At 63.9% G+C, this 8,687-nt stretch carries 7 protein-coding genes; 3 read left to right on the forward strand and 4 right to left on the reverse strand.

Translation table 11 applies throughout. From position 1 onward, the window contains the following. Window positions 1–63 precede the first annotated feature (63 nt). From C1737_RS07910 to C1737_RS07920, 3 genes are read left to right on the forward strand one after another with little or no spacing between them, the layout of a single operon-like run. On the forward strand, window positions 64–1,560 hold the full coding sequence (locus tag C1737_RS07910; RefSeq protein WP_102417666.1) for a condensation domain-containing protein: 1,497 nt from the start codon (window positions 64–66) through the stop codon (window positions 1,558–1,560). Between the two features lie 15 nt (window positions 1,561–1,575). Continuing rightward, window positions 1,576–2,805, forward strand: a complete 1,230-nt coding sequence (locus tag C1737_RS07915) for a glycosyltransferase (RefSeq protein WP_102417667.1) — start codon at window positions 1,576–1,578, stop codon at window positions 2,803–2,805. Then, window positions 2,805–3,521: a GAP family protein gene (locus C1737_RS07920; protein ID WP_102417668.1), complete on the forward strand. Its 717-nt coding sequence runs from the start codon at window positions 2,805–2,807 to the stop codon at window positions 3,519–3,521. Before C1737_RS07915 ends, C1737_RS07920 begins: the two co-directional genes overlap by 1 nt. 36 nt (window positions 3,522–3,557) lie before the next feature. Here C1737_RS07920 and C1737_RS07925 read toward each other — a convergent pair whose 3' ends face one another. The 4 genes from C1737_RS07925 to C1737_RS07940 form a co-directional block, all read right to left on the reverse strand. Further along, the gene (locus C1737_RS07925) at window positions 3,558–4,622 is read right to left on the reverse strand and encodes a rhamnan synthesis F family protein (protein WP_158243957.1); all 1,065 of its coding nucleotides are present in this window, start codon (window positions 4,620–4,622) and stop codon (window positions 3,558–3,560) included. 167 nt (window positions 4,623–4,789) lie between these two features. Next, window positions 4,790–6,169, reverse strand: coding sequence for a hypothetical protein (locus C1737_RS07930; protein WP_102417832.1), 1,380 nt, complete (start codon window positions 6,167–6,169; stop codon window positions 4,790–4,792). Between the two features lie 56 nt (window positions 6,170–6,225). Next, complete coding sequence (locus C1737_RS07935; protein ID WP_102417670.1) at window positions 6,226–7,965, reverse strand: AMP-binding protein; 1,740 nt, start codon at window positions 7,963–7,965, stop codon at window positions 6,226–6,228. A gap of 147 nt (window positions 7,966–8,112) precedes the next feature. Continuing rightward, window positions 8,113–8,676, reverse strand: coding sequence for a carboxymuconolactone decarboxylase family protein (locus C1737_RS07940; RefSeq protein WP_102417671.1), 564 nt, complete (start codon window positions 8,674–8,676; stop codon window positions 8,113–8,115). Between the last annotated feature and the right edge of the window lie 11 nt (window positions 8,677–8,687).

Raw genomic sequence — 8,687 nt, forward strand, 5'->3', positions numbered from 1 at the left:
TCCGCTCAACGCGGCGACCGGCGGCAGAGGGGAGGAATCGTGGTTCTAGTAGGGAAAGTCGAAGTGGGACCCATCCACCAGTGGATGCCGGCTCCGGGTTCCGTCGTGAGTTGGCAGGCATCACCTGCGTCGCTCGAGAAAGCCCGGCAGGCGCCGATCAGTACGGTACCCCCCAGCTACCAGCAGGCCCAACACCTGCGTCGCTTCAGCGAAAATGCCGCCCGCGGAATCGATATGTCACGGCTGCTCACTGCCGGCTGGGACATACCCGGTCGATGCGACATCCGCGTCATGACGCACGTCATCAACGCGCACCTGCGCCGGCACGACGCCTACCACAGTTGGTTCGAGTTCGCGGATGACCAACGCATCGTCCGGCGGACCATAAGTGAGGCCGCCGGTATCAAGTTCGCCCCGGTCAAGCACGGTGTGATGACTTCGGCCGAAGTGCGAGGCCTCGTCCTGGACACCCCAAATCCGCTGTGTTGGGATTCCTTCCGCTTCATCGTCATTCAGCGCGAGGACGACTTCACCTTTTGCCTGTGTGTCGACCACCTCCACATAGACGCGATGTTCGTGGGCGTGGGATTCGCCGAGATCCACCTGATGTACGCCGCGTTGGTGGCCGGCAGGGCTCCGCTCCCGCTCCCCGAGGCAGGCAGCTACGACGACTACTGCGTTCGGCAACATCGGGAGTTGTCCGCGCTGACCTTGGAGTCGCGCCAAGTGCGGCGCTGGGTCGACTTCTTCGAAGAGAACGACGGTACCCTGCCGCAATTCCCCCTGCCGCTGGGTAAGGGGCCGGTCCCATGCGACATGTTGAGCGTGCAGTTGCTGGACGAGCAACAAACCGCCCGGTTCGAATCCGCTTGCGTGGCGGCGGGCGCGCGTTTCAGTGGTGGTGTGTTCGCCTGCGCCGGCCTGGCGGAACACGAATTGACCGGCACCGGAACGTATCACGGGGTGATTCCGGTCGATACCCGCAGATCTCGGGCCGAGCTGCTGACGACGGGTTGGTTTGTCGGCTTCGTTCCGTTGACCGTCCCGGTGACCGGCTCCTTCGCTGACACCGCCCGCGCCGCTCAGGAGTCCTTCGATTCCGGCAAAGACCTCGCGAACGTGCCGATCGAGCGCGTCGTGGAGGTGGCGCCGTGGCTGCGAATGCCGCAACGTGGGGCTCCCTTACTGTTTTTCCTCGATGCCGGTGTTCCTCCCCTGTCCGCTCTCGTCAATGCACACCTGGAGGGCGTCAACGCCAGGCTCTACCACGACGGCAGAATCCCGTCTCAAGTGGCGATCCGGGTGAATCGGCTCGAAAACGAAACCCAGGCAATCGTGTTGTTCCCCGATAATCCGATCGCCCGTAAATCGGTGCATCGCTATCTGGCAGCGATGAAATCCGTGTACACCCGTGTCGCGGACGGCGGCCACGCGGTGGCATCGCCGCGCAACGGCGCTGCGGCCCAGCAGCAGTCGGCTTGTCGACCCGAGCCCCGCAAACGCCGGTCCGGCTCGGGCCCCTCCCAACCGGCGAAGCGGCTTGCACATCCGTTCGGCTGAGGCAAGGGATTTCAGATGAAGTTCGCTCTGGCCGTCTACGGCTCGCGCGGCGATGTCGAGCCGCACGCCGCGGTCGGTCGGGAGCTGCTGCGTCGAGGTCACGAAGTGCGCATGGCGGTCCCGCCCGACCTGCGCGGCCTGGCCGAGTCGGCCGGCATTACGGCGGTCGACTATGGACCGGACACGCGGGACGTGCTCTTCGGCAAGAAGACGAATCCGATCCGGTTGCTGTCCACATCGAAGGGGTTCTTCGGCCAGACATGGGCGGACATGGGTTCGACGCTGGCGTCGCTCACGCACGGGGCTGATCTGCTGTTGACCGCCGTGGCACAGCAGGGACTGGCCGCCAATGTTGCGGAATACCAGGGCATTCCGTTGGCGTGCCTGCACTGGATGCCGATGCGAGTCAACGGCCGGCTTCTTCCCGGCGTGCCATCGCCGTTGATCCGCTCCGCGGTTGCGGCGTTCTGGTCGGGGTACTGGCAGGTGACGAAGACCGCCGAAGAGGACCAGCGCCGCAGGCTGGGCTTGCCGAAGGCAATCGGGTCCTCGACGCGACGGATCGTGGAAAGCGGATCGCTTGAGATCCAGGCGTACGACGATTTCCTCTTTCCCGGGCTGGCGGCCGAGTGGGCGGAGTGGGGTGACCGGCGGCCCTTCGTCGGGGCGTTGACGCTGGAGCTACCGACGGCTGTCGACGCGGAAGTCTTGTCGTGGATTGCTGCCGGAACACCGCCGATTTACTTCGGCTTCGGCAGTACGCCGGTCCGGTCGCACGCCGACACGGTTGCCATGATCAGCGCGGCATGTGCGCAATTGGGCGAGCGAGCGTTGATCTACTCTGGCGCGGACGGTTGGGATTGCGCAACCGGTGTCGACCACGTCAAAATGGTTGGGGCACTGAATTATGCGACCGTCTTTCCCGCTTGCCGCGCGATCGTCCATCACGGTGGCGCAGGCACCACGGCCGCGAGCATGCGGGCCGGCGTCCCCACGTTGGTCCTTTGGATCAGGAACGAGCAGCCGCTCTGGGGGGCGGTCGTCAAGCGAATGAACGTCGGTGCTGCCCAACGTCTCTCGAGCGTCACCGAAAAGTCGCTGGTAGCGAGCCTGCGTTCCATCCTCAGGCCTGAATATGCCCTTCGAGCCCGCGAAGTGGCCGCCAGGATGACCAAGCCCTCGGTCAGCGCGACGGCCGCAGCGGACCTCTTGGAAAACGCCGCCCAGCGAGGCCAATTCGGCTGATGCACATCGTTCTCGCGCTGGCAATTTTCGCGGCGGCCAACCCCATCCGTCTCGGCATCGCGCTTGTCCTGATTTCGCGGCCGCGGCCCATGCTCAACCTGTTCACGTTCTGGCTCGGAGCCACGATAACGGGGATCACGACGGGCCTGGCTGCGTTGATAGGGGTGCACGGCTTTGCGCCGGCGTTCATCCAAAGCGTGTCGGCCCTGGGCCAAAGCCCCGCTGCCCGACATGCTCAAGTTGGGATTGGTCTGGCCATGCTATCGGTCACGGCGTTGACCGCCGTGGGTTTTTCAGTCCGGCGAACGCAGGTCTCGGGCGGCGCTCCCCCGGCGACGCTACCGGGGGCCGATGGACCGAACACGTTCGCACGGCTTCGGGGCCGCGCCGAAAATGTGCTGGAAGGCGAGCGTTTGTCTGTGCCGTTTGTGGTCGGGCTCGGCTCCGGATTTCCCGCCGCCGAGTATCCGGTCGCACTCGCAGTCACCATGGCTTCGGGCGGCCCCATCGGCATGCAGATCAGCGCTGTCATCATGTTCGTGGCCGTGAACCTTGCGATCATCGAAATTCCGCTCATCAGCTACTGGGCGACGCCGGCGCACACGAAAGCGGCGATGCTGCGGTTGCACGACTGGGTGCGGCCTCGCCGCCGGCGGATCGTGGCCATCATTGTCACCGCGGTGGGAGTCTTGTTGGTGGCCAACGGGATGAGCTAGCGGTCCTGCTTCATGCGGCGCCGTCCGCCGATTGGTTCAGCGATACGAATCCCGGCGCCGGATAGCCTCCACTAACCGTGCGGACTCATTAACGAAGAGCCTGTTCGCGAGCACCGCGTAGCCGCTGGGCCTTACCCAGGAATGCGGCCCGCAGCCGAGCCTGTCCAGGTTGGATTCGATCAACTCGTACGGGTAAGCAGTGTGTTGCTGGATGAAGTCGCCCAGGTGCGCCATGGAGTCGTGCCACGGCTTGTTTTGCCGAGGCAATTTCGCCTTCAGGAAGGGGAACCGGAGGTGCTCGATCAGGCCGTCCCAGAAGTAAAGGGTGTTGTTGACGGGCCCGCCGGAGAGAATGCCGGCCCACTGATGCGCCGGTGAGCGACCGTGCGCCGCTTTGACACTGGCGGGAGAGACCAGCGTTTTGATGCGCAGCCCTGCTTGACGAGCACGCCTGGACAACCCGACCTCGTATTCCCAGATCAGATGCCCTTTGACGACGAGGTACCGGAAGTCGGTCCAGAAGTCGTTGAGAAACGGGCGGGTACGCGAGTTGAGGTCCCAGACCACAAAGAAGGACTGCAGGTGTGGGATCCACTCGGCGTTTTCGATAGGGCCATACATGTCGGCATCGTGGAACGCGTTCCACATTTCTTGTATGGGAAACAGTGGACCGTACACACTGTCGTTGGCGATGACGAACCGGTCGAACTGATCAAGCGACCAGCCATGTTGTCGGAGAATGCACCACGCGAGGTGCCAGCTGCCGAAGTCGAGGGAAAGCGTGCGGCGGGTGTAAATGCCGGCACAGAGGTGGCGGATCGAAGCGACCGACTCCGGCGTAAGCGCGGGCGATCCGGAGACGAAAATGATCGTTGCTCCGAGACCGTGCAGCGCTTTCAGGTAATAGGCGACGTAAGGATCGACGATCCCCTCGGGGTCGAAATGCGCGAAAAGAACCAGCGTGCGACGGCCGGCCGGAGGCTGCGGCGAAAGCTCCTGGTGGGTTTCGCAAACGAAGCGCAACGCCTCGCCGTCGCGGCGGTAGCGCGCGGCAGCGGAGGCGCTCTCGGTTGCGGTGCGCAGCGTACTGAGAACTTTCACGATGCCCCCATAGCTTCCCGCGCGATGGTTCGCCGAGTGACTTGAACTCGCAACGTTCCTTGCCGGCGCGAGAAAGTATCGGCGTTAGGTACGGATCGACTTTAGCGATCTACTCGAAACATCGGGAGCCTCGGGCGCTTTGACCCGAGGAACAATCCGCCCGGTCTTCAATCGATGACGCCGGTCAGGCCGAACTCCGACAGCGTGTGCGCCGCCAGTTCGCGCAGCTCACCCTTCGAGTGCTTGCCGTCGAGTTGGTAGGCGACGACGGTGATGAAAACCCGTCCGCCGATGCGCCCCGAAACCATCAAGATGCCACGGGGGCGATCGAAGCTCTGCCGCGCGAAGCGTTGCCGCACGCCTCGAATGAAGACATGACCTGCGTCGGTGCCATCCGGGCGGCCTACTGCCGGGTCGATGTCTCCGATGGCCGAACAACCCACGTCGGTGTAGCCATAGGCCACATCGGCCAACCTTCTCATCGCCCATTTCGGCGTCAACGGGGCCAGCGGAAGTAACTGCAACAACTCCTCTGGCGTCTCCCGCAGGGTATGAAGCGCCTGGCTGATGGCGCGTCGGATATCGCGCAAATCCGTTGTCGCATGCGCCGGGTCGACACTGACGATCAGAAATGACAACGCGTTGGCGCGCGTGTCGTCCTCCGTGCGCTCGCTGACCGGGAACGACATCGCGACGGGGCTGCCGTCGCCAGCTCGGCATCCGGCGCGCTCCGCCATCTTCGCGGCAAACCCGGCGAAAAGCGCGTTACTTGTTCCGCCAAGGGCTTTCGCTCGAGTGTCCCACTCATCGAGGGCAACGTAGATCGTGATCGCCGGCGCCATCAGAGCGTCATCCGCGTTGCCCCGCTCAGTGGCGACCGGTTTCGACGCCCGCACGCGGGCGATGTCAGACTCCCTGCGGCGCCCCAGGCGTACTGCCGCGCCAAGCGCCCTCGCGATCTGGGGTGCTTCCCGTGCGGTTTGGCAGGCGTCCTGGATCACCGCCCCCAGTCGATTGCGCGACCGTGGCGGCGGATACCCCAGATCACGGGTGTTGCCCTTGACCGCATCGGCTATCGCCAGGCAAAAGCCGAGTCCGTCAACCACCAGATGCGATGCCACCAGGCTGATGGCTGTCGATCCATCCATGAAGGGCGCAACTCCGAGATGCCAAGCCGGCCCCCATTCCGGGTTGACGGGCATCCTTGCGCGTTCGTCAACCCACGCGCTGAGTTCGCTGCGCGGACGGGCGTGCTCAGCGACATCGAGGTCCGGCGCGGCCGGATATGAAACCCACCGATGACGGGCGAAGGGCAGCGGAGAACGCTCGATCCGCCGCCCCATCAACCCGAAGCCAAGGTTGCGGCGAAAGCGCTCCAGCCCGTCGAAGTCGATCGCGCGCTCGTAAATCCAGACGCATTGGACGACTGTGCCCTGGCCGGTGGCGAGGACCGAAAGAAACGACATCTGATCGATGAGCGCCAGACGGTTATCCCCCACAGCATCACGCTCGGCGCGACGCCGACGGCGCTCTCGCGCCGGAGACATCACGATCGCCGCCGGCACGCCGCTGTTGTGCTTCTACCGGTTTCGGTCGTCACGACCTACGCGTCCAGGCGGGCGAATTGATTCTGCCGGTACAGCTCTACGCACGTCCCTCGCCTGATCTTGCCGCTAGTGGTGATGGGAATCGAGCCGGGCGCTACCACAACCAGGTCCGATACCGCCAAGCCATGGGCGTTTGAGATCGCCGAGGTGACTTCACCCTTCACCGTGAGCCATTTGCTCACAGGATCCTCCTCGGCATCGCCAGGTTTCTTGATCTCGAGGATGACCACCAGCTTTTCGGTTCCCACATCCGGAACTGCAATCGCCGCACACCTTCCCGGCGTGACCTTCTGTATGGTCGCCTCGATGTCATCTGGAGAGTGGTTGCGTCCATACACGATCAACAGATCCTTCATGCGACCGATGATGTACAACTCGTTGTCGAAGAAGAACCCCGAGTCGCCGGTTCTCAGCCACGGCTCTTGCGGTGTGCCGGCGGACGGCGCGGAAAGCTTTGCCCCGAAGGTGCTTTCCGTTTCTTCAGGTCGCTGCCAATAACCCGTTGAGACGTTCTCGCCGTGCACCCAGATCTCGCCGACGGTTCCCGGGGGACACTCGACACTGGTCGCCGGGTCCACGATACGGATCGTCTGCGAACGCGGCACGCCGTAACTGACCAGCGGTGTCCCACTTCCACTTTCGCACCGCCTCGCATGGCCGGCGGAGAGTTCTTCAGCGCGGAAGTGGTCGACTCGTGGCGGTTGAGCCGGAGCGCGGGTCGCCACGTAAACGGTCGCCTCTGCGAGCCCGTAGGAAGGTCGCACCACCGTGTCTCGCAAGTTGAAATTGGCGAACCGCTCAGTGAAACGCCGTATCGTCGCGGGCTGCACCCGCTCGGCCCCGCTCTGGATGATCATCACGTCGCCGAGATCCAGCCCGGCCATGTCCTCGTCGGTGGTCCTGCGCGCCGCCAGCTCGAAGGCGAAGTTCGGCGCCGCCGAAAAAACCCGACTGTGGCTGGCCAGCAACTGCATCCATCGAGCTGGCCGTTGCAGAAACGCGACCGGCGTCGTGAACACACTGCGGACTCCGGCCAGGATCGGTGCGCAAATTCCTAGAATCAAACCTAAGTCATGGTAGAAGGGCAGCCAAGACACGGTGGTGGTGCCAGGCGGGGCCAGCTGCCCATACTCCAGGAAATAGTCCGAGGCGATTTGATGGAAGTTCGCCAGCAAATTGCGGTGCGAAATCATCACCCCGGCGGGTCGACGAGTGGACCCGGATGTGTATTGCAGATAGGCAATCTCAGAACGACTACGGCTCCGGGACGAGACGGCCCCGGGTGGCTTGGCATCCAGCGAGTCAACCTCGATGAGTGCTGGACCGGACCCACCGTTGTGCGGCTGTGCATACTTCGCGGCATCGCCGACGACCGAGGATGTGGTGAGAATCACCGACGGCGATGTGTCGTGAAGCACGGAATCAACACGGTCGTCGTGAGCGCCGCCAACAGGAGCCGAGAGTGGAACAGCGATAAGCCCAGCCTGCAGCGTCCCCAGGAATGCGGTGACGTAGTCGAGTCCCTGCGGTGCCAAGATCAGTACCCGGTCACCGCTGGACGCGCGGCACCTGAGTTCGTGCGCGATGTCTAACGAGCGCCGGTATGTCTGAGACCAGGTGAGACTCTTGACAATGCCGTCCCAATCGTGTTCGTAGTCGACGAAGGTGAACGCGATGTCATCAGGCTGCATGCTGGCACGTTCACCCAGCACGTCCTGAAGAGACGAGCCGAACACGGTATCTCGTTACCTTCCTTCGCGTACGCCCACAGGCCCTCGGCGGCGATTTTAGTGGTGATGGGGTCGTCGTCGCTGCCCGAAAGGCGGTACCAGGCCCGGGCGGAGGCACACTTTCGCCGTTCGCACCTACCGGATCGGCCGGTGCTACGGCCCTTGGCCGTCCGGCGGCCAACTCGCGACGCCTTCCTCCAATGGGACGGCAAGGCTCCGCAAGATCGATGCGACCATACGCCAGGCGCCGATCGCGGTGACGAGTTCGATGAGAACCGTTGTGTCACCGTTTAACTCACGCTGGCAGCTCGCCCAGCTCGCGTCGCTGACCGCGCCGTAGCGCACCACGTCGTCGGTGGCGGCCAGCACGGCACGCTCGACTGCGCCGAATCCGTCGTGTGCCTGCCAGTCGCGCACGGCGAGCAGGTCCTCGGGTGCGACCCCCAGCCTCGAGGCAACCCGCCAGTGTTGGGTCCATTCGTAGTCGCACGCGGTGAGCCAACCGATCCGCATGATCACCAATTCGCGCAACCGCGGGTCGAGTGCACCGTGCCAGAGCATGGTGGCAAGCAGATCGTTGATGGCGCGCGCCAGCTGCGGGTGGTTGAGCAGCACCTGGAAGATGTTCAGTTCTGCCATGTAGTTGGGCACGGCCGCCTCGTCGGCGGCGGCCTTTGCTTCCTCGAGCGGCAATGGGGGCACGCGCGCTGGTGTCATGACATGCAGTT

The sequence above is a fragment of the Mycobacterium sp. 4858 genome (assembly GCF_900240975.1).
Lineage (GTDB): Bacteria > Actinomycetota > Actinomycetes > Mycobacteriales > Mycobacteriaceae > Mycobacterium.

Coding starts and splice junctions, on each gene's coding strand:
- C1737_RS07940 (WP_102417671.1), bottom strand. CDS start 8,676: ATGACACCAGCGCGCGTGCCCCCATTGCCGCTCGAGGAAGCAAAGGCC.
- C1737_RS07930 (WP_102417832.1), bottom strand. CDS start 6,169: ATGTCTCCGGCGCGAGAGCGCCGTCGGCGTCGCGCCGAGCGTGATGCT.
- C1737_RS07915 (WP_102417667.1), top strand. CDS start 1,576: ATGAAGTTCGCTCTGGCCGTCTACGGCTCGCGCGGCGATGTCGAGCCG.
- C1737_RS07920 (WP_102417668.1), top strand. CDS start 2,805: ATGCACATCGTTCTCGCGCTGGCAATTTTCGCGGCGGCCAACCCCATC.